15 protein-coding genes, 1 pseudogene and 1 CRISPR repeat array are annotated in these 19,493 nt (G+C 61.6%); of the genes and pseudogenes, 14 read left to right on the top strand and 2 right to left on the bottom strand.

The window, feature by feature from the left end:
- Window positions 1–140: 140 nt before the first annotated feature.
- The 3 genes and pseudogenes from V5B39_RS07165 (at window position 141) to V5B39_RS07175 (ending at window position 2,489) form a co-directional block, all read left to right on the top strand.
- The gene (locus tag V5B39_RS07165; RefSeq protein WP_332342226.1) at window positions 141–908 is read left to right on the top strand and encodes a hypothetical protein; all 768 of its coding nucleotides are present in this window, start codon (window positions 141–143) and stop codon (window positions 906–908) included.
- Between the two features lie 791 nt (window positions 909–1,699).
- A pseudogene (locus tag V5B39_RS22145) lies at window positions 1,700–1,966 on the top strand (hypothetical protein); the annotation flags it as partial.
- 94 nt (window positions 1,967–2,060) lie between these two features.
- Complete coding sequence (locus V5B39_RS07175) at window positions 2,061–2,489, top strand: tetratricopeptide repeat protein (protein ID WP_332342228.1); 429 nt, start codon at window positions 2,061–2,063, stop codon at window positions 2,487–2,489.
- A gap of 524 nt (window positions 2,490–3,013) precedes the next feature.
- Here the strand turns inward: V5B39_RS07175 and V5B39_RS07180 are convergent.
- On the bottom strand, window positions 3,014–3,439 hold the full coding sequence (locus V5B39_RS07180; protein WP_332342229.1) for a winged helix-turn-helix transcriptional regulator: 426 nt from the start codon (window positions 3,437–3,439) through the stop codon (window positions 3,014–3,016).
- 139 nt (window positions 3,440–3,578) lie between these two features.
- Here V5B39_RS07180 and V5B39_RS07185 point away from each other — a divergent pair, with 139 nt between their 5' ends.
- Both V5B39_RS07185 and V5B39_RS07190 read left to right on the top strand, forming a co-directional pair.
- Window positions 3,579–4,016, top strand: a complete 438-nt coding sequence (locus V5B39_RS07185) for a GFA family protein (RefSeq protein WP_332342230.1) — start codon at window positions 3,579–3,581, stop codon at window positions 4,014–4,016.
- Window positions 4,017–4,041: 25 nt separating this feature from the next.
- Window positions 4,042–4,716, top strand: a complete 675-nt coding sequence (locus tag V5B39_RS07190; RefSeq protein ID WP_332342231.1) for a DUF2461 domain-containing protein — start codon at window positions 4,042–4,044, stop codon at window positions 4,714–4,716.
- A gap of 30 nt (window positions 4,717–4,746) precedes the next feature.
- Here the strand turns inward: V5B39_RS07190 and V5B39_RS07195 are convergent, their stop codons facing one another.
- Window positions 4,747–5,424, bottom strand: coding sequence for an AfsR/SARP family transcriptional regulator (locus V5B39_RS07195; protein ID WP_332342232.1), 678 nt, complete (start codon window positions 5,422–5,424; stop codon window positions 4,747–4,749).
- A 336-nt stretch (window positions 5,425–5,760) separates the two neighbouring features.
- Here V5B39_RS07195 and V5B39_RS22150 point away from each other — a divergent pair, with 336 nt between their 5' ends.
- From V5B39_RS22150 to cas2, 9 genes are all read left to right on the top strand, one after another.
- On the top strand, window positions 5,761–5,922 hold the full coding sequence (locus V5B39_RS22150) for a DNA-binding protein (RefSeq protein WP_434735663.1): 162 nt from the start codon (window positions 5,761–5,763) through the stop codon (window positions 5,920–5,922).
- Window positions 5,923–6,111: 189 nt separating this feature from the next.
- Entirely contained in the window at window positions 6,112–6,591 is a 480-nt protein-coding gene (locus V5B39_RS07205; RefSeq protein ID WP_332342233.1) for a HipA domain-containing protein, read from the top strand.
- A gap of 313 nt (window positions 6,592–6,904) precedes the next feature.
- Window positions 6,905–9,424 (top strand): CRISPR-associated helicase Cas3', encoded by a 2,520-nt coding sequence (cas3, locus tag V5B39_RS07210; protein ID WP_332342234.1) that lies wholly within the window; start codon window positions 6,905–6,907, stop codon window positions 9,422–9,424.
- The gene (gene cas5c, locus V5B39_RS07215; RefSeq protein WP_332342235.1) at window positions 9,417–10,133 is read left to right on the top strand and encodes a type I-C CRISPR-associated protein Cas5c; all 717 of its coding nucleotides are present in this window, start codon (window positions 9,417–9,419) and stop codon (window positions 10,131–10,133) included. Before cas3 ends, cas5c begins: the two co-directional genes overlap by 8 nt.
- A gap of 22 nt (window positions 10,134–10,155) precedes the next feature.
- The gene (gene cas8c, locus V5B39_RS07220; protein ID WP_332342236.1) at window positions 10,156–12,036 is read left to right on the top strand and encodes a type I-C CRISPR-associated protein Cas8c/Csd1; all 1,881 of its coding nucleotides are present in this window, start codon (window positions 10,156–10,158) and stop codon (window positions 12,034–12,036) included.
- Entirely contained in the window at window positions 12,033–12,896 is an 864-nt protein-coding gene (cas7c, locus tag V5B39_RS07225) for a type I-C CRISPR-associated protein Cas7/Csd2 (protein WP_332342237.1), read from the top strand. The genes cas8c and cas7c overlap by 4 nt, the downstream gene beginning before the upstream one ends.
- A 68-nt stretch (window positions 12,897–12,964) precedes the next feature.
- The gene (gene cas4 / locus V5B39_RS07230) at window positions 12,965–13,597 is read left to right on the top strand and encodes a CRISPR-associated protein Cas4 (RefSeq protein WP_332342238.1); all 633 of its coding nucleotides are present in this window, start codon (window positions 12,965–12,967) and stop codon (window positions 13,595–13,597) included.
- Window positions 13,585–14,619 (top strand): type I-C CRISPR-associated endonuclease Cas1c, encoded by a 1,035-nt coding sequence (cas1c, locus tag V5B39_RS07235; protein ID WP_332342239.1) that lies wholly within the window; start codon window positions 13,585–13,587, stop codon window positions 14,617–14,619. Before cas4 ends, cas1c begins: the two co-directional genes overlap by 13 nt.
- Before the next feature lie 2 nt (window positions 14,620–14,621).
- Window positions 14,622–14,912 (top strand): CRISPR-associated endonuclease Cas2, encoded by a 291-nt coding sequence (gene cas2 / locus V5B39_RS07240; protein WP_332342240.1) that lies wholly within the window; start codon window positions 14,622–14,624, stop codon window positions 14,910–14,912.
- A gap of 182 nt (window positions 14,913–15,094) precedes the next feature.
- A CRISPR array of direct repeats spans window positions 15,095–19,311; the repeat unit is 37 nt; unit sequence GATTCACCCGGCCTTCGGGCCGGGTGCGGATTGAAAC.
- Window positions 19,312–19,493: the final 182 nt, after the last annotated feature.

A 19,493-nucleotide genomic window follows, 5' to 3' on the forward strand; every position in this document is an offset into this window, starting at 1 on the left:
GGCGGAAGCGAGCAACGCTGCAGATCGCCCGCGACATGCACCGCCTGTCGCATCGCTCCGGCGAAGGCCGCATAATCCGTCCTGCAGGAGTCGCGCGCGGGCCTGCCCCGGCGCCAACGGTCGATCGAAAGGAAGGGTGAATGGCACGCAAGGGTCTGTTCTGGACGCCCCCCGGTCCCAGGGCCGAGGACGTGTTTACCGACCGCGAGCAGTCGCGAGAGGTGTTGCGGAGTTTCTTCCGGGAGTTACTGGCGCGCCCTTTCACGCCAGACGAACGGTTCACACCGATCAAGGCTTTCCACGGTGTTGGCGGAGCCGGCAAGACCGCGCTGCGCAACAAGGCAGTCGACGACTTCCGCCGCGAAACGTCGGATCAGGGCGGCTATCCGCTGGCATTCGCCGAGGTCGACCTGGACTCGGATATCGTCACTCCCGAGTACCCGATCTTCGAACTCTTCTTCCGCCATTTGCGAACAGCGCTGAAAAAGGTGGAGGTTCCGCTACCGCTTTTCGACGTCTACTGTCTTGCCTGGAAAGCCCGCCTGGCGGAAAGCGGCGACTTCGGCCGCGAGCAGATCGAAGAGTTACTGGGCAAGCACGAGCAGACCGCCGGGTTTGTCGGCACCCTCTGGGAGCAGGCCAAGGACTACGCGACGACCGTCAAGGGCGCCAGACTGCTGCTCCACACGGCAATCGCGTTCAGAGACCGCCGCCGCCGGCAGCGCTACGACGAACGGTTTCCGGCGCTCGAACTGGCAGAGCTGACCAACGCCGACTTCGAGCAGTACGCACCGCTCATTCTCGCCGAAGACCTGATCGATTTCCTCACGACGCAGGGCGAACGCAACAGCCATCCTTACGCACTGTGCCTCCTGATCGATGGTTTCGAGCGCATTCGTCGACGTTGAACGCGCGCAACAGCCAGTCGGCGCTGCAGGCGCTGTGCAGCCACCTGGCAACGAGTGAACCGCGACCGCGTTGCGGCTTCGCGCTGTTCGGGCGCGGCAAGATTCGCTGGCGCGACCTTTACGACCAGCGCGACGATCTCTCCGAAGATACCTGGGACGTGCTCATCGAACAGCATCGCATCGGCGGCCTGAGCCTGGACGACGCCAAGCGCTTTCTCGACCAGGTGCTCGACTGGTACCGGGAGCACACCGGCGACCCAGTCTGCGAACGCATCGCAGAGATCATCGAGACCCACCGCGACGCCATCCTCGCGGCGGCCGACGAAAGCGTGTCGCCCGGCGACGAGCGGCGCTACCATCCTTTCGCGCTGGACCTCGCGATCCGGCAGATCGGACGGCACCGCGACGACTTCGCCGCCGCCCGTCATCTCGGACGCGGACACAACGATTTGCAGCAGCGCTTCCTGCGCTACATGAGCCCGCGCGAGCGCAGCGCCCTGCAGGCACTGGCGCTGGAATTCGACGAGCACGTGTTTCGCCGGCTGCTTGACCGCCACGTGATCACCGACATCGCGATCCAGGACTTTCACGACCTGGTCGGGCCGAACAACTCGCACGTCCTGGCAAGCGGTTCGGCGTACCGCTTCCACGCCAAGATGCAGGAGGCGCTGCTCGCCAATCTGCGGCAGCAGGCAAACGGCCAAGACAAGGCGCGCACGGTGATCGACGTGCTGATCGAGCAGCAGACGACCCGGCTCGACCAGGCGCGGCGCCAACACGCGAGCGACGAGATGGCGCGGGCCTTCAGTCGAGCGGCGAGCATTCTGCTGGAACACGGCGAGTCGGGATTGCTCGAGGTCGGCGAGTTCCGGGCGCGCTTCTTCGCGCTTGACGACGCCCTCCCGGACGGCGTTCTGGCGAGTGCGCGCCAGCCTGCGTGGACTCGCGTCGGAACGATCCTGACCCGCGACCTGGAGGCCGACGACCCGGATACGCTCACGACCCGCAACAACGTCGCCCACTGGACCGGCCAGACCGGCGACGCTCGTGCCGCGCTCGTGCTCTACCAAGCGCTGCTGCCCGACCAGCAACGTGTGCTGGGCGACGATCATCCGGAAACGCTCCCGGGCGCTGCTGCCCGACCAGCAACGCGTGCTGGGCAACGATCATCCGGATACGCTCACGACCCGCAACAACGTCGCCGGCTGGACCGGCCAGACCGGCGACGCACGCGCCGCGCTCGAACTCTACCAGGCGCTGCTGCCCGACCAGCAACGTGTGCTGGGCAACGATCATCCGGAAACGCTCAGGACCCGCGCCAACCTCGCCCACTGGACCGGCGAGACCGGCGACGCACGCGCCGCGACCGCGCTCTACCAAGCGCTGCTGCCCGACCAGCAACGCGTGCTGGGCAACGATCATCCGGATACGCTCAGGACCCGGAACGCCATCGCCACACTCGACCGGCTCCAGGGCGTCGGCGCCGTCGCGCACGAGGAGCTGAACTCACTCCCTCGAAACGCCCCGTGCCCCTGCGGCTCGGGCAAACGCTACAAACATTGCCACGGCCGAGTCGACTAGCTCGGCCATCCCCACAGAAGGCTGGGAATGCTCCGACGCCGGTTTCCGTGGCAAGGCGAGGACACAATTCGTCGTTGATCGAAAATGCTGTTCGGGGTGTCGCATGACATCGCGCGTCAAGAGTTCACCGCTGCCGATAAAGGGCACGTGACTGGAACAGGCTGGCCAGTCGCTGAGTGACGCGCCGGCGCTATCGCGAACGGCCAATCCCTGGGTGATGGGCCAGGTGCTGGTTACAGGCCTCCCGTGACGGCGGCCAGCCGGACAAAGGAGCGCCGGTCCGTCGTCGATCCGGGGTGGCAGCAGTCGCCGCGATAGTGATAACCCATATAGCCATAACCTCTGCGCCGACGTTGTCGCCCGCTCGTACTGCCGGCGACGCGCCTTTCGGTGATGCAATCCGCGGCTTCCTCGCCGTCAGCCGATCGCCGAACTGAGCAGCGTCCAGCACACGGCGCGTCGCCAGCTTGAACTCGGTTGACTCCGACAAAGAGTGCCAAGGCCTTCGCACTGCGGGGTCGGCCTCACTCGTCGCCGGGTTCGCCGGTCGGTGGAGTCGCCGCGTCACGCGCCAGCAGGTCGGCGGCGGTGGCGGTCGCAAACCACGCCGGCGGCGTCCAGCTATCGGGGACATACTTCTGTCCCCACAGCGCCAATTGTTGCAGGACGGGCAGCAGGTCCGCCCCTTTGGCGGTCAGGAAGTACTCGTAGCGAAGCGGCCTCTGCTGGTAGGGCCGGCGGGCGATGAGGCCGTTCTCTTCGAGCAGCTTCAGCCGTTGGGCGAGGATGTTGGTCGGAATACGCTCCGGTGATCCCTGGAAGTCCTTGTAGCGCGTCTTGCGCGCCATCAGGTCGCGAACGATGAGCAGGCTCCAGCGGTCGCCAAGCAGGTCGAGCGACGCGGCGAGCGGACAGAGCGAGCGGAACGAACCGTGTGGCGGGAGTTTCATGGTGGAGCCACTTTACCTGTCGAGTTCGTCGCTTGCAATTAGAAAGTAACTGTGGCAGCATCGTCTCACTTGCTAATTGCAAGCGACTAGGAATGGTCATCGATGGCCATTCTCCCACGCCTGATTCCTGGAGGACACCATGAGTGAGAGCGCTACTACCGTCCATCAAGGCCGTTGTTTATGCGGCGCGATTCATTTTGCCGCTGCCGGTGAGCCGATGATGACCGGCTTCTGCTACTGCGAGAGTTGTCGCCGATTGAGCGGCGCTGGACACGCCTTTCACGCGCTGTGGCCGGAAGCCGCGGTAACCCTCAGCGGTGCGGCGCGCGATTTCGCCTGGCAGGCGGATAGCGGCGCAACGGTGACGACGAGTTTCTGCCCAACCTGCGGCAGTCCGCTGTTTGGCCGCAGTTCCGGCATGCCCGGAATGCTGACGCTGCGTGTCGCCAATCTCGACGCACCGGAAGCTGTTACGCCGCAAATGGCGGTCTACGCCAAGCGTCGTCTGTGCTGGGATTCGCTCGACCCGAACCTGCCCGCCTTCGACGAAATGCCGCCGATACCGGCGCAGCCCTGATGCGAACGGCTTGGCGAACCCGACCATGTTTTCATCACAGACTTTCGACTTCCTCGCCGAACTGACGGCAAACAATCGGCGCGACTGGTTCGTGGCGAACCAGGCACGTTACGAGGCGTTGGTGCGCGAACCGGCCCTGGAATTCATCGCCGCGATGGCGCCGCATCTGACTCGTTTCGCGCCGCATTTCCGCGCCGAGGCGAAAAAAGCGGGGGGGTCGCTGATGCGGGTTTTTCGCGACACGCGTTTCTCGCGCGACAAGTCGCCGTACAAGACCAACGTCGGCATCCACTTTCGCCATGCCCTGGGCAAGGATGTCCACGCGCCGGGGTACTACGTACACCTCGCCGCTGACGGCTGTTTCCTCGGCGTCGGCTGCTGGCATCCCGAGCCGGTCGCGCTCGGGCGACTGCGCGAGGCGATTGCGGAACGGCCTGAGCAGTGGTTCAAGGTGCGCAACGATCCGCTCTTCGCCGCGTCTTTCGCGCTGTCTGGCGACAGCCTGACACGTCTGCCGCGGGGCTACGCTGCCGACCATCCGGCGCGGGAAGACCTGAAACGCAAGGATTTCATCGCCATCGCGCCGCTTGTCTTTGACGAAGTCGTGGCGCCCGAACTGCCGGCGATCGTCGCCCAGCGTTTCACCGCTGCGACGCCGCTGATGACCTTTCTCTGCAGCGCGCTCGGCGTTCCCGCATAAACCCTGCCGGCAGCAGCAGGGCGCTCGCCGTCACGACCCCGGCGCAGGCGGCGGTGATGCCTCCTCGATCGTCTTTCGCAGCGCCTCGGTCGGCGGCGAGGGAACGGTCTGGAACTCGCGCGCCAGCGCCTCGCGGCAGCGGCGATAGACGCGCAGCGCTTCGGCGTGCTCGCCCTGCTCGTAGAGGCCGCACATCCAGACCCGGTAGAGCGGCTCGCGGCCCGCATCGACGGCGAGCGCCGCGCGGCACAGTGCGCAGAACTGGGCGCCCTGGCCGAGATCGCCGAGCGCGCTTGCCAGATCGGCGAGCACGTCGATCACTTGCGCGCGCAGCGTCTGGCGCGCGCTGCGCGCCCAGGGCGCGCCCTCGGCGGGCAGGAAGTCCCACGGCGCAAAAGCGAGTAGCGCCCGACTGTGCGCGGCGAGACGCGTCACCGTCTCCTCGGCGTTACCCGCAAGGGTCGCGCGCGTCTCGTTCAGCCGGCGCTGCAGCTGCCAGAGATCGACCCAGCAGCGGTGCGGGTTGAGCGTCAGGTAGCCGTCGTCGACCTGCAGCGCGTCGCTCTGGCGTAACCGCTGCTGCAAGCGGGCGAGCGTGATGTCGAAGGCGCCGCGGCTCGCCTCCGCCCCGCCGTTCTTGCTGCGCCCGTTCGGCGGCCCGCTGGGCGCCTCTTCCTCGCCCCAGAGCGCGGCGACGACGCGCGCCACCGGCACCGCGCGCGCCGAAAGCGATCAGTGACCGCAGCGCCGCAACGCTTGAGGCTGACGTCGATGCCATTCTGGACGGCTTCGGCTCCAAATATCGGATGACTTTTTGCTGAGCGCTTACGAATGAAGTCGGGATGGGTTAAGTGTTTGTCATTTTGGGGTAGTGATGCGGGTACGGCGGGGAATTAGGTAAGGAAGGACGTGGCGGCGATAGCAGCACGAGTGAGGCGCTATCTCCCTGGCGCGTCGACGGCGACACCTCTCACAGGCCTCGCTGGCCGAGCGCATGGGCGCGTCCCTCTCTACCGTGCGGCGCATGGAGAAAGGCGACCTGCGGTGCCCATCCACTTCTTTGCCCGCGCGCGACATGTCTTCGGCGAAGTCCAGGCGCTGGAAAACCTCCTGGATACGGCCAGGGACGACATGGGCCTGATACGGATGGACGAGCGCCTGCCCAAGCGTGTGCGCAGCAAGCCGGGTACCTCGGGAGCGCTGTGATGGCGGCCATGGCCTCGATCCGTCGGCAGCTTCAGCTTTGCATCGGCAAGGCGGGCTTGCCGGTGGGTTCGCTCGTGCATGTCCGCCAGGGGCGGCGCGAGCACAGCGCCTTCGCCTATGACGAGGACTGGTGGGCCAGTCCGACGCGTTTCAACGTGTCGGCCGACCTGCAACGGATGGCTACAGGCCTTGCGCGCGGAAGACCGCAGCTACACCGAGATCGTCGACGCCATCCGAACCTACGGCCATGCTCCCACGCAGGACGTGCAGCAGCTTTGGCGCCGGCTGGTGTTCAACCTGCTGATTACCAACGTGGACGATCATCGGCAGAATCACGGCTTCCTGCACGTGGCATACGGCCAGTGGCGCCTGGCGCCAGCCTTCGACATCAATCCGTTCTCGGACAAGGACCGTGAGTCCAGGACCTGGCTGTCCGAGCAGGATGGGCCGATCACCGATGTGCAGATGCTGCTGGCGCGTGCCTCCTACTTCAGGCTGGACGAAACCCAGGCCTTGGTGGTGCTGGCCGAAGTGCATGTGGTGGTGGCGAACTGGCGGCAGGTCGCACTCAGTTCGGGAGTGGGGTTGCGGCAGGCAGATCTGGGTGACTTCGCACCGGCCTTCGAGCATGAGCAGATGGGTGCCGCCGCAAGGCGGCTCGGGCGGTAACGCCAACGCGGAACACACAGGGAGTGCTTCCACATCGACGGAAGCGGCTACGTTTGTTCAGAGAGAAACGTGGTCTGTCTCCTATTACTCTTCGAGAAGTAGGCCGGCTGGAAGTAACTGATCCAGCGATCGGGTGATTTTAGGGGCGGGGAAACCCGGTCCTGGCATTTTGTGGTCGCGAAAGTGAATCACTGCAGATCTTGCTGTGGAAGAATCGATATTCTCAGTGGCTGTGAACACTTGCTGCAATAGTCCTGCGTCGATAGGGTTGCCACTTTCGTATCATAATCGTGACCAAGGAGATCGATCCGTCATGCAGCCAACTGAAACACGACACCCCTCGATCGCACATCGACGCGAGGCCGACGGTACGATACAGACACTGGAACGCCACCTTCTCGCAGTCGGGCAGTTGTCGGCACGAAATGCGGCCAAACTGAAACTCATCGCGGTCGACGGCATACACCCCGCTAATCTCCAAGGCGCCGGTGAAGTTCTTGGCCTGCTGCATGATCTTGGTAAGTACAGCAAGGCGTTTCAGGATTATCTGAGGTCTGCGGTTGGCCTGATCGACCAGGATGCAGACGATTTTGTCGACGCCAAGCAACTTTGCGGTCGCGTCGATCATTCAACGGCCGGAGCGCAGTTCGTCTGGCGGAAACTTTCGAAGGCTGGTTCGCTTGGTCAGCTTTTCGGGCAGATGCTGGCTGTTTGCATCGCTTCGCATCATTCCGGTTTGATCGATTGCCTGACTCCAGAAGGCGGAGACAACTTCACCCGTCGGATCAACAAGGCAGAACATTCGGCTCACCTGGAGGAAGCCCTGGCCAAGATTGACGCTTCAGTATCGAACAGGCTGAGCGAACTCATCGATGGCGGAAATCTTGCTGACGATCTCCAGAAGATTGCCGGCAGTATCGTCAAACTGGAGCATCAATCCGGTAAAAGCAATCAGATCGTCCAGTTCAAGCTCGGACTGCTGGTGCGCTTCCTGTTCAGTGGTCTGATCGACGCTGACCGTGTGGATAGTGCCGACTTTGAGCGACCGCATGCCCGACACTTGAGGCAGCATGGGCAATACCGGCGCTGGGAAGATTTGATTGTTCTTCTCGAGTTGCATCTGACAAGCTTCACCGACACCAATCCTGTCGATGCACTTCGACGGGAAGTATCCGAACATTGCCGGTTGGCCGCCGAGCGCAAGCAGGGCATGTTCACCCTGACGGTGCCGACAGGTGGTGGCAAGACGCTGGCGAGCCTGCGCTTTGCTCTGCATCATGCACAACAGCATGGACTTGACCGGGTGATTTATGTCATTCCCTTTACCTCGATCATTGACCAGAACGCCGATGTGGTGCGAGGTATTCTTGAGCCGGCAGGGGCGGGCATTGAATCGGGCAGCATCGTTCTTGAACACCACTCCAACCTGACGCCGGACGAACAGACTTGGCGCGCCAAGATCCTTTCGGAAAACTGGGATGCGCCGGTGATCTACACGACCAGCGTCCAGTTACTCGAAACGCTGTTCGGACCCGGCACGCGCGGAGCACGCCGGATGCATCAACTGGCAAATGCAGTGCTCATCTTCGACGAGGCACAGACCGTGCCTTTGCGCTGCATTCATCTATTCAACAACGCGATCAATTTCCTGGTCGAACATTGCGGCAGCAGCGTTGTCCTGTGCACCGCCACCCAGCCATTGCTCAATGCAGTCGATCCGCAAAAGGGTTCTGCACGCTTCCAGTCGGCAAACGAAATCATTCCTGATGTACCGCGACTGTTTGCCGCGCTCAAACGCACAGAAGTCTTCCATCGTCATCAGGCTGGGGGCTGGACGGACGAAGAGGTGGCTGCGCTCGTGGCCGAAGAAATCGCCGACAGCGGCAGTTGTCTGGTCATCGTCAATACCCGTAGGGCCGCGCTGACGCTGTATCAGATTTGTGCGCAGCGAGTCGAGGGCGCGATCTATCACTTGAGTACCTTGATGTGCCCCGAGCATCGCCGCCAGGTTCTGACCAAGATCCGCAACCGCCTGATCGACGGTTTGCGCACACTTTGCATCAGTACCCAGTTGATCGAGTCTGGCGTCGACGTCGATTTTGGTGCTGTCATACGCCACGTCGCCGGGATGGATTCAATTGCCCAGGCGGCAGGACGATGCAATCGAAATGGGCGACGCGCGATCAGTCGTGTACAGGTGATCAACCCGGCGGACGAGCGGATTGATCGGTTGATTGACATCCGCGAGGGGCGGAACGTCGCCCAGCGGGTTCTCGATGAATTCGAGCGAAATCGACACGCATTTGATGGCGATCTGCTTGGCCCCGCAGCAATGACCAAGTATTTCGATTACTATTTCGCCCAGCGCGCCAGGGAAATGGTTTACCCGGTGTCGCCCGACGCCGCCATGCGCGACGACAGCTTGTTGAACCTCCTTGCGGAAAACCGTCTCGCCGCGCATGACTACACGCAACACCGAGGCAGCGCCCCGCCGCTGCAGCTACGGCAAGCCTTCATGACCGCAGCGAAAGCGTTCCGTGCCATCGACGCACCCACGCAGGGCGTCATCGTACCTTATGGTGTTGAGGGTGAAGAACTGGTGGCGCAACTCTGTGGCAGCTTCAAACCCGAATTGCAGTTCGACCTGCTACGCCGAGCCCAGCGATTCTCGGTCAATGTCTTTCCGTCCGTGTTCGATGTCTTGCAGCGTGCGGATGCCATTCATGAAATAGGCGACGGCATCGGCATCTATCACCTGCGACCCGAGTACTACAGCCAAGAGTTCGGCCTCAGCGAAACACCGGCCAGTTCCATGGAGACGCTCTATGTCTGAACCGCAACGCACCCACATCGAATTTCGCACCTGGGGCCGCTACGCGCTGTTTACCGACCCCGTAACCCGCGTCGGTGGCGAAAAATGCTCGTACCACATCCCGACCTATGAAGCGCTCAAAGGCGTCGCCAAGTCGATCTACTGGAAACCGACACTGATCTGGGTGATCGACGCGGTGCGCGTGATGAAACCGATCCGCACCCAGACCAAAGGCACCAAGCCGCTCAACTTCGGAGGCGGCAATACTCTGGCCATCTACACTTTTCTCGCCGATGTCGAATATCAGGTGCAGGCGCACTTCGAATGGAACATCCACCGCAACGAACTTCAGGAGGACCGGGTCGAGGCCAAACACGTTGCGATCTTGCGGCGAATGCTGGAACGGGGAGGTCGGCAGGACATTTTTCTAGGCACTCGCGATTGCCAGGGTTACGCGGAGCCTTGCCTGTTTGGTAGCGGCGAGAGCGCCTACGACCATGCCGGGGAACTGGCTTTTGGACTGACCTTCCACGGCTTCGACTATCCCGATGAAACCGGGAACAAGGAACTGCGAAGTCGCTTCTGGATGCCAAGAATGGAGAACGGCGTGATTCGCTTCATTCGTCCGGAAGACTGCAAAGTGACCAAGTTCGTGCGCGAAATGGCGGTCAAGGATTTCAGACTGGGCCATAACCTGTGCGCAGTCACGACCGCAGAGAGCGAGGGTTGACATGGGCTGGTTGCAGAGACTGTTGGAAACCTACGACGTCTGTATCGACAGGGATCAGTTTGCCAACAACCCGTTGCCGCCGATCAGCCATACCCCGCAGCAGGCGCATATCGAGATGGTCCTGAATGCCGAAGGCAGTTTCCAGCGTGCGCGCATGGTACAGAAGGAGGAGACGCTGATTCCCGCAACCGAGGAATCAGCCAACCGCGTCGGCACCCAGCCGCCGCCCCATCCCCTGTGCGACAAGATTCAGTATGTCGCTCGCGACTATCCCGCCCATGGCGGCGCCAAGCCGTCATTCCATGCAGAGTATCTGGAACTGCTAGGCGCATGGTGTGCGTCACCCTTTGCCAACCCAAAAGCGCAAGCCGTCCTGAACTACGTACGACGCGGAACGGTGGTCGCCGATCTGATCAAGGAAAAGCTGCTGTTCGTCGACTCCGACGGCAAGCTGCTGACGAAATGGCCAGGCGATACCCCCAAACCGGAAATCTTTCGACTGCTTCCTCCAAGCAATGGTGATCAGGGTAACGCCTTCGTCCGCTGGCACGTCGAAATTCCCGGTGACAGCGAGCCTGCGGTGTGGCGTGATCCGAACATTCAGCTCGCCTGGATTCAGTTCAACGCCTCACGGATGCAGAGAAAAGGCCTGTGTATGGCAACCGGAGAATTCGATGCCGCGCTCGCCGCCAGCCATTCGAAACGTCTTCGACACCCCGGTGATGGCGCCAAGCTGATCAGTTCCAACGATACATCCGGCTTCACTTTTCGTGGCCGATTCACGGACAGCGACCAGGCCTGCGGTATCGGTTACGATGCTTCACAGAAGGCGCACCTCGCGCTGCGCTGGCTGATCGGACGCCAGGCCTTCCGCAATAGCGATCAGATCGTGGTTGCCTGGTCGGTAGGTGGCGAAGCGATTCCCGATCCGCTGGCGGACACCTTTGCCCTGTTCGGACTGGAATCTTTGTCAATGGACATCGCTTATCACGGCGACGCCGGGCAGGGCTACGCACTCGCGCTCAAGCAAAAGATCGCCGGCTACCGCGCCAAGCTGACCCCGTCGGCGAGTATCGTGATGATGGCTCTCGACGCCGCGACACCGGGCCGCATGGCGATCAGCTTCTACCGGGAATTCGCCGGCGCGGAATTTCTCGACCGCATCGAAGCCTGGCACGTAAACTTTTCCTGGCATCAGAACTTCGGCAAGGATCGCAAGTTTACCGGCGCCCCCGCACCACGCGACATCGCCGACGCCGCCTATGGCCCGAGGGTCGACGAGCGTCTGCGCAAGGCCTGCGTCGAGCGCTTGCTGCCCTGCATCGTCGACAGTCAGCCACTGCCGCGTGACCTCTTCGAATCCACTTTCCGCCGCGTGATCCGTCGTGTCGGGCTGGAAACCTGGGAGTGGGAAAAGACGCTCGGTGTCGCCTGCGCACTCTTTCGCGGATATCAACATCAGCTGAAACAAGGAAACTACGCCATGGCGCTCGAACCGGATCGCAACACTCGCGACTATCTCTTTGGCCGCCTGCTGGCGATTGCCGAACACCTTGAACAACGCGCATTGTATGCCGCCGGCGAAAAACGCGATACCCACGCCGTCAAGCTGATGCAGCGCTTTGCCGATCATCCCTGCGCCACCTGGCGGCAGATCGAACTGGCGCTCAATCCGTCGAGGTCACGACTCCGAGGCCGTAGTCCGGGTTATCTGCACCAGCTTGAGCAGCAGATCGACCAGATCGTCGAGAAATTCCAGGACGGCGATTTCACCGAAGATCGCAAGCTCACGGGCGAATTTCTGTTGGGCTACCACTGCCAGCGTGCCAAGCTCAACGAGCCGAGAACTCACGTCAGCACAGCCGAAACCAACGAGGCATCCGAAGCGGAGGAAACATCATGAGCAGCCTGCAACACAAGATCGATTTCGCACTGGTCCTGCGCGTCACCAACGCCAATCCAAATGGCGATCCGCTCAATGGCAACCGTCCACGCACCAGCTACGATAGCATCGGCGAAATCACCGATGTCTGCCTCAAGCGCAAGCTCCGGGATCGTTTGCAAGAAAATCTGGCAAAGGGTTCAATTTTTGTACAGTCAGACGATCGCAGAGACGACGGCTGTAGAAGTCTCGCCGAGCGTGCCAGATCCGGCTTGGGTGACAAGCTTGGTGGTACGGAAACGATAAAGCTTGCCTGTGAGAAATGGTTTGACGTGCGTGCCTTCGGCCAGTTGTTCGCCATCAAGGCTGGAAAGAAAGCCAAGAGCAAAGCCGAGAACGCAGAAGAACCGGAAGGCGACACCGGTATCTCCATTGGCATCCGTGGTCCGGTCACGCTGCAATCTGCCTTCAGCCTGGAACCTGTCGAAGTGACCAGCACGCAGATCACCAAGAGCGTCAGTGGCGAAGGTGATGGCAGCAAACGAGGCCCTGACACCATGGGCATGAAGCACCGTGTCGATCACGGCATTTATGTCTCCTTCGGCAGCATGAATCCGCAGCTTGCCGTACGCACCGGTTTCAGCGATCAGGATGCCGAGATAATCAAGACAATCCTACCCAAACTGCTGGAGAATGATGCCTCGTCGGCACGCCCTGAGGGCAGCATGGAAGTTTTGAAAATCATCTGGTGGCAACATCCCAGCAAATCCGGCGTCTGCTCGTCGGCCAAGGTACATCGTTCACTCTCGGTCGATCGCGATGGGAAGGTAACGGTCACAAAAATTGACGGACTTGCTGAGGAAATCATTTCCGGTTTTTGAGGAAACTGGAGCATGGATTGCCACGAGTACATTGTTCCCAATCCCGACACCAAAAGCGATTCGTCCAGATGCCTGACCTTTCTGACCCCATCCCGATCTCGGCCTTGCAGCACTGGAGCTATTGCCCGCGCCAGTGTGCGCTGATCCATCAGGAGCAGGTCTTTGCCGAGAACGTGCACACCGCGCGCGGGCAGGCGGTGCATGCGCGCGTCGATACCCCAGGTTTTGTGACGCAAAACGGTACCCGCAGCGTGCGCGCGCTACCGCTGTTCTGCGACCGTCTGGGGTTGGCGGGGAAAGCCGATGTCGTCGAGTTTCTGGCCGATGGCACACCTTACCCGGTCGAGTACAAACACGGGCCGCGGCGGCAACACGCGCATGACGACATCCAGTTGGCGGCGCAGGCGCTGTGCCTCGAAGAAATGACCGGCAAGCCCGTTGGTCACGGTGCCATTTACCACGCCAGCTCGCACCATCGACGCGATGTCGCGATTGGTGACGAACTGCGCCGGAAGGTGGAGCAAGCAGTTGCCGCCGTACGCAGCATGCTGGAGGCCGGAAAAATGCCTTCGCCGGTCAACGACCAACGCTGCCATGAATGTTCGCTGCTCGACCTTTGCCAACCGGCAGCGATCGCTGCTGCCGGACGCCTCGCACGGTTGCGGCAGGAACTGTTTCTGAGCGACGAATGCAGCAGTTAGAAAACACTCTCTACGTGATGACCCAGGGCGCCTATGCGCATCTGGAGAACGATACCGTGCGCATCGACGTCGAGCGCATGAAAAGGCTGCAGGTGCCGCTGCATCACCTCGCGGCGATCGTTTGTTTCGGCAACGTGCTGGTTTCGCCAAAACTGATGCATCGCTGCGCCGATGACGGCAAGGCGCTGGTGCTGCTTAGTGAGCACGGCCGTTTCAAGGCGCGTCTGGAAGGACCAGTGTCGGGCAACATCCTGCTGCGCCAGGCGCAGCACGCCAAAGCCGGCAGCGGCGATTTCTGTCTTGACACTGCACGTGCCATGATCGCCGGCAAGATCAGGAACTCGCGCCAGATCCTCATGCGTGGTGCGCGCGAGGTTGCCGCAGCGGACGATGCTGCCGCGCTCGGTGAAGCCGCCGGACAACTCGCCAATGCTCTGCGGCGTGTGGCGCAGGCAGTTGACCTGGAGAGCGTACGCGGTATCGAAGGCGAGGCGGCCAAGAATTACTTCGCGAACATGTCACGCTTGCTGCGTGCCGATGCGCGCGACGCTTTCTCAATGGATGGTCGAACACGCCGCCCGCCGCGTGATCGCATCAATGCACTGCTGTCGTTCCTCTACGCCATGCTGATGAACGACTGTCGATCGGCCGCAGAAGCCGCCGGGCTCGATCCACAACTCGGATTCCTGCATGCCGTTCGGCCCGGTCGCGCTGCGCTGGCTCTGGATCTGATGGAGGAGTTGCGAGCTTGGGTTGCTGACCGCCTGGCGTTGACCCTCATCAATCGTGGGCAGATACGGGCTGCCGATTTCGAAGAGTGCGAGGGCGGGGCGGTGCTTCTGACCGAAAAAGGGCGCAAGGCAGTAGTAGTTGCCTACCAGGAACGCAAGCAGGAGAAAGTGATGCATCCCTTGCTTGAAGTGCAGGTGAGCATCGGAGTGATCCCGTTTCTGCAAGCCCGCTTCCTGGCACGCACGCTGCGTGGTGACATGGCTGGCTATCTGCCTTTTGTGGTCAGGTAAGCGTGCTGATCATTGTCACCTACGATGTTTCTACCGAAACTGCTGCCGGCCGCAAGCGTCTGCGACGTGTCGCGAAGGTTTGCGAAAGCATGGGGCAGCGGGTGCAGAAGTCGGTTTTCGAATGCAGTATCGATCAGATGCAGATGGAAGAACTTGAGCGTCGCCTGCTCGCTGAAATCAATGAACAGGAAGACTGCCTTCGCCTTTACCGCCTGACCGAGCCGATCAGTCTGCGCGTCAAGGAGTATGGACGCTTCCATGCGATTAGCTTTGATGGACCGCTGGTAGCATGAAATGAGCGCGCGAACCGGGAGATATCGCGCAGAGGGGCTGGTTTCGCGCGTCGAGAGTGCGCTGATTCCATGGGATAATTGGTACTCGGTGGCCGATTTTGTGACGGCCTTGGCAGACTGTCTGTCAGGTTCGCGCAGGATTACCGAAAAAGCGTTGTACATCAGTGGGCTGGTAGCCCGCTGATTCACCCGGCCTTCGGGCCGGGTGCGGATTGAAACGAGCAAGGCCGGAATTTCTCGCTCGCGATCGAAGGATTCACCCGGCCTTCGGGCCGGGTGCGGATTGAAACTTCATGGCGCTCGCCTCTTTCGACCAACCCACCGGGATTCACCCGGCCTTCGGGCCGGGTGCGGATTGAAACAAATAGCCGTGCCACCCACATGGACGGTGCAGGATGATTCACCCGGCCTTCGGGCCGGGTGCGGATTGAAACAGGTCCTGCTTGGTGGCGCCGGTGACCTGGAAGGGATTCACCCGGCCTTCGGGCCGGGTGCGGATTGAAACTTCATTTCAGTTATCGAATTAATTCCAGAGCGCGGGATTCACCCGGCCTTCGGGCCGGGTGCGGATTGAAACTCCATCACGCGCCTGCAAGACCTTCAGGACTACGAAGGATTCACCCGGCCTTCGGGCCGGGTGCGGATTGAAACTTGCGCAGGAGTCTGGTTTCGCTGGCGAGCAGGGCGATTCACCCGGCCTTCGGGCCGGGTGCGGATTGAAACTTGCAAGCTGGCACCGGTGGCGAAGCCTTCGCAGGATTCACCCGGCCTTCGGGCCGGGTGCGGATTGAAACTTTCGTGCAGCAGGAGGACGCGGGGACGATCGAGGATTCACCCGGCCTTCGGGCCGGGTGCGGATTGAAACGCTCCCAGAGTTCCCCACCGTGCATGCATCCCCAGGGATTCACCCGGCCTTCGGGCCGGGTGCGGATTGAAACGCCAGGAGCGTCTCCCCATACTGCTCCATCGAGAAGGATTCACCCGGCCTTCGGGCCGGGTGCGGATTGAAACCAGAAAGCGCTCGATCAGGTAGTAGATCGGCGTCGATTCACCCGGCCTTCGGGCCGGGTGCGGATTGAAACAGTTGCTGCAGCGTGGTAACCTTCCGCACCGTGCGATTCACCCGGCCTTCGGGCCGGGTGCGGATTGAAACCTCCGGTGGTTCGAAGAGAACGCCTGACAGGAACAGGATTCACCCGGCCTTCGGGCCGGGTGCGGATTGAAACGTGCCCGAACGTAATGCCCGAACAGGTTACACACGATTCACCCGGCCTTCGGGCCGGGTGCGGATTGAAACGCCGCCGAGAAAGTGCGCGAATCCTTGGAAGAAACCGATTCACCCGGCCTTCGGGCCGGGTGCGGATTGAAACGTTCTCATCCGTAGCCATGGCAGCATCTAACCCGGCGATTCACCCGGCCTTCGGGCCGGGTGCGGATTGAAACAAAGTCGGCTCTGGCGGGGCGGCGTGCCGCCGAACGATTCACCCGGCCTTCGGGCCGGGTGCGGATTGAAACGGCGAGAAGGTGACGCTGGTGGCCAGCCCCTACACGATTCACCCGGCCTTCGGGCCGGGTGCGGATTGAAACGATTCCGGCGAGCTTGAGCCGGGCGTACATCCGGGATTCACCCGGCCTTCGGGCCGGGTGCGGATTGAAACGGTCACGGGGCCGCGGATACGCAGGTGATTTCGCTGATTCACCCGGCCTTCGGGCCGGGTGCGGATTGAAACGTGCCGAAGGGGGCGGAGGGTCAGCCGCTGCCGGAGATTCACCCGGCCTTCGGGCCGGGTGCGGATTGAAACTCCGGGACGGTGTCTGGGATTACCGCCGCCATGGTGATTCACCCGGCCTTCGGGCCGGGTGCGGATTGAAACTTCTCCGGGCAAAGGGCGCGCGCCTCGTCGTAGAGGATTCACCCGGCCTTCGGGCCGGGTGCGGATTGAAACAGATCAGCCTCAATGATACGGCGATGGCAATCTTGGATTCACCCGGCCTTCGGGCCGGGTGCGGATTGAAACGCAAGGGCTTGCGCGAACCTCTCGTTGTCGAGAATGATTCACCCGGCCTTCGGGCCGGGTGCGGATTGAAACTCGGTGCCTCCATGGCATCCTCTTACCGGGCTTGAGATTCACCCGGCCTTCGGGCCGGGTGCGGATTGAAACGAGGAAAAGCCGGAACGGCCACGATCGGCGCCGTGATTCACCCGGCCTTCGGGCCGGGTGCGGATTGAAACGGCTCGCGACTGGCCCCAAACGGCGATCTGAAAGGATTCACCCGGCCTTCGGGCCGGGTGCGGATTGAAACAGCCAACACGATCACATAATGGCTGCTGAGCGACGATTCACCCGGCCTTCGGGCCGGGTGCGGATTGAAACCTCGGCCGTACGAGACTATTTCCAGGGACGCCGGAGGATTCACCCGGCCTTCGGGCCGGGTGCGGATTGAAACTTCGATCAGCTTGGCGGCGCGCTCGGCGTCGGCGGATTCACCCGGCCTTCGGGCCGGGTGCGGATTGAAACGCCTACGCCTGATCCGGGGGGGCGCTGCTGATCCGGATTCACCCGGCCTTCGGGCCGGGTGCGGATTGAAACTGAATCGAGGAACTTATAGACCACTTTCTTCGGATCGATTCACCCGGCCTTCGGGCCGGGTGCGGATTGAAACAACCGTTTGCGTGATCAGTCGCCGGCCCTGTATGTGGATTCACCCGGCCTTCGGGCCGGGTGCGGATTGAAACGTTTTCGTCCAATACTACACGATAAGTTGACATAGTGATTCACCCGGCCTTCGGGCCGGGTGCGGATTGAAACGAACCAGAGATGCTTGGGGTCTGGGACCGCGTTGGCGATTCACCCGGCCTTCGGGCCGGGTGCGGATTGAAACCAACGGCCGGAGACTCTGCGACTTTGGGGGAAATGGATTCACCCGGCCTTCGGGCCGGGTGCGGATTGAAACCGATCAGATTGAGGAGGGCATCGGCGAAAATCCGGGATTCACCCGGCCTTCGGGCCGGGTGCGGATTGAAACGCGGCGCCGGCCTTCCTTGAGCAAAATGTCCACGTGATTCACCCGGCCTTCGGGCCGGGTGCGGATTGAAACTTCAAATGCAGGTTCAAGTTCTTGGGGTCCGGTTGGATTCACCCGGCCTTCGGGCCGGGTGCGGATTGAAACGGTCCGACGCTGGTCGCCGCCACCGCCCTCTCCGTGATTCACCCGGCCTTCGGGCCGGGTGCGGATTGAAACCGGCCAGAACTGGACACTGAGCGGCACGAACTGTAGATTCACCCGGCCTTCGGGCCGGGTGCGGATTGAAACCCTCGTACATGGCATCCGATCTAAATCGAAATCTCGGATTCACCCGGCCTTCGGGCCGGGTGCGGATTGAAACATTTCGGTTTCCTTATTAATTTCAGTAACCCTGTTGATTCACCCGGCCTTCGGGCCGGGTGCGGATTGAAACATGGGAAACACTCCAACGGTCCAAGTTAAACCGGCGATTCACCCGGCCTTCGGGCCGGGTGCGGATTGAAACAGCCGCTGCAAAAGCAGGAGCCGCCAAAGACATAGCGATTCACCCGGCCTTCGGGCCGGGTGCGGATTGAAACAAATGACCGCACTTGCAAGGGTAAGCACGATTCTTGATTCACCCGGCCTTCGGGCCGGGTGCGGATTGAAACCCGAGTAGACCGGCACTCGGTTGGCCGTTTCTTTGGATTCACCCGGCCTTCGGGCCGGGTGCGGATTGAAACATGTCTCAATCTCCTGAAGATGCAGACGGGATGCCGATTCACCCGGCCTTCGGGCCGGGTGCGGATTGAAACCACTGTAGCGCGCAAATTCGCTGTGAATTCCGTAGGGATTCACCCGGCCTTCGGGCCGGGTGCGGATTGAAACACCAGTAGCCAGCAGGGAGTGTTTTCGCTGTCGAGGGATTCACCCGGCCTTCGGGCCGGGTGCGGATTGAAACGAGATGGACGACGACGACACAACCGCGGGATACAGATTCACCCGGCCTTCGGGCCGGGTGCGGATTGAAACGCTACATCGCTGGGCTGGAGAACGCCGTCGAGGACGATTCACCCGGCCTTCGGGCCGGGTGCGGATTGAAACTTGCACACGATCTTGAGATACCGGGCCGTCGGCAGGGATTCACCCGGCCTTCGGGCCGGGTGCGGATTGAAACGCCAGATTGACCGCGCAGGGGGAATGCCGGCAAGGATTCACCCGGCCTTCGGGCCGGGTGCGGATTGAAACAGTAATCCAGAAATTCCTATCCCGATCCTCGGGAAGGATTCACCCGGCCTTCGGGCCGGGTGCGGATTGAAACTCGTCCGACACGTCAAGCACGCCTTGACGACGCAGGATTCACCCGGCCTTCGGGCCGGGTGCGGATTGAAACCTTATCGGCTTGACCGGTGAGCCTGTTCCAGGCTGATTCACCCGGCCTTCGGGCCCAATGCTGTTGAATTAAGCTGATTGCCTGTATAATGTGCTCTATGTTATTGATGAATCTAACTATTACCACCTGGAGGTCCTGAGAATGGCACAGATCTTGTCCACAAAATTCATGCCAGCTTTCAT

Source organism: Accumulibacter sp., assembly GCF_036625275.1.
GTDB lineage: Bacteria > Pseudomonadota > Gammaproteobacteria > Burkholderiales > Rhodocyclaceae > Accumulibacter.